Origin of the sequence: Leptolyngbya sp. CCNP1308 (assembly GCF_034932455.1) — a bacterium.
Taxonomy (GTDB): domain Bacteria; phylum Cyanobacteriota; class Cyanobacteriia; order Phormidesmidales; family Phormidesmidaceae; genus Nodosilinea.
Window position 1 is genome coordinate 1 of record NZ_JAYGIH010000130.1, and the last position, 1,286, is coordinate 1,286.

Consider the following 1,286-nt stretch of genomic DNA (forward strand, 5'->3'; position numbering starts at 1 on the left):
GGGAACCTCGATTAATTGATTTTTTTGGCCAGTGGTGTCTCATTTGAGACAGTCAAGGTGGATTTAGAGGAATTGCGTGACATCTCAACGGAAAGAGTCCCCTATTTTGACGAAAAAATAGGGATGGAAGAGCGCATTTAAGTCGATTTCCCGACTTCAGACCGGATTATCCTGCCAGTTCACCCGACGCTGGCGGTTGGGTTTCGAGATACACAAACCGTTTCAGGTTATACACCAGATTTTTCAGACCCAACTGAGTCTGGGCACGGGCTAACCCGATGCTGCGTACCACTTTGCCCCCCATGCTGGTAACGAAATCTCCGAAGACATGCTCCACTTTGGCGCGGGTTTTGGAGCGCTCTCGATTGGCCGCTTTCTGCTCCTCGCTCAAGGGGCGATTGCGATACGCTCGTTCATTGATGTGAGGCTCAAACCCCATCAACGTCAACACTTCGACAATCAGGACTGAGAGATAGGCGCTATCGGCCCAAAGTCCATCGTCGCTATTGTCAGCATCGAGCAACTCGCCCAATACCTGCGAGTCGTGAACCGACGCCTCGGTGACGATGTAGCGGCGAATCATCTTAAAGCCAACATCACTACTGACATGGTTTTTGTAGCCGTAGTGGGATGTCCCATTTTTCTTCGTCCATCGGGCGTCAACGTCCTTTTGGGCCAGTTTGTGCGGTTGGTCTTGCCACTCGGCAGGAACCGCTCCCTGCTTGATGGTTTGGTTCTCCTCGCGGGTGTTGCGTTGTTTGGGCACTGGAATCAAGGTCGCATCCACGATTTGCCCATCCTTGGCGGCATACCCAGCCCATTGGAGATAGGTCCCAAACTGCTCGAACAACGCCTCGACCAAGCCATGCTGCTGCAACTGCTCTCGAAACAGCCAGACCGTGGTCGCGTCTGGCACCGTATCCTCAAGCCCCAACCCCAGAAATTGCATGAAGGACAGTCGGTCGTTGACCTGATATTCCAGTTCTTCATCGCTGATGTTATAAAGCTTTTGCAGCACCAGCATCTTGAACAGCAACAGGACATCGGTGGGGTTACGACCGGCCCCGCTTTTGCGCGGTTTCTCCTGAATCTGCATCAGAATGGGCCGAAAGGTCTCCCAAGGCACCAGTTGATTCAACCGATGCAGTACCGCCTTCTTTTGCTCCAGTTTTTGCTGCCGGTCTTTAACATCCCAGAACCCCTGCTGTCCCATAGCATTCATACGTCAACAAACCAACCTTATGATCTCATATTGAGATCGCTCTGGCTATTTTTCGAGGTGCCCT

At 52.2% G+C, this 1,286-nt stretch carries 1 protein-coding gene; it reads right to left on the reverse strand.

Features of this window, described 5'->3' with window-relative positions; genetic code table 11:
- Positions 1-166 precede the first annotated feature (166 nt).
- Entirely contained in the window at positions 167-1,213 is a 1,047-nt protein-coding gene (locus VB780_RS31255) for an IS5 family transposase (RefSeq protein WP_323355098.1), read from the reverse strand.
- Positions 1,214-1,286 lie beyond the last annotated feature (73 nt).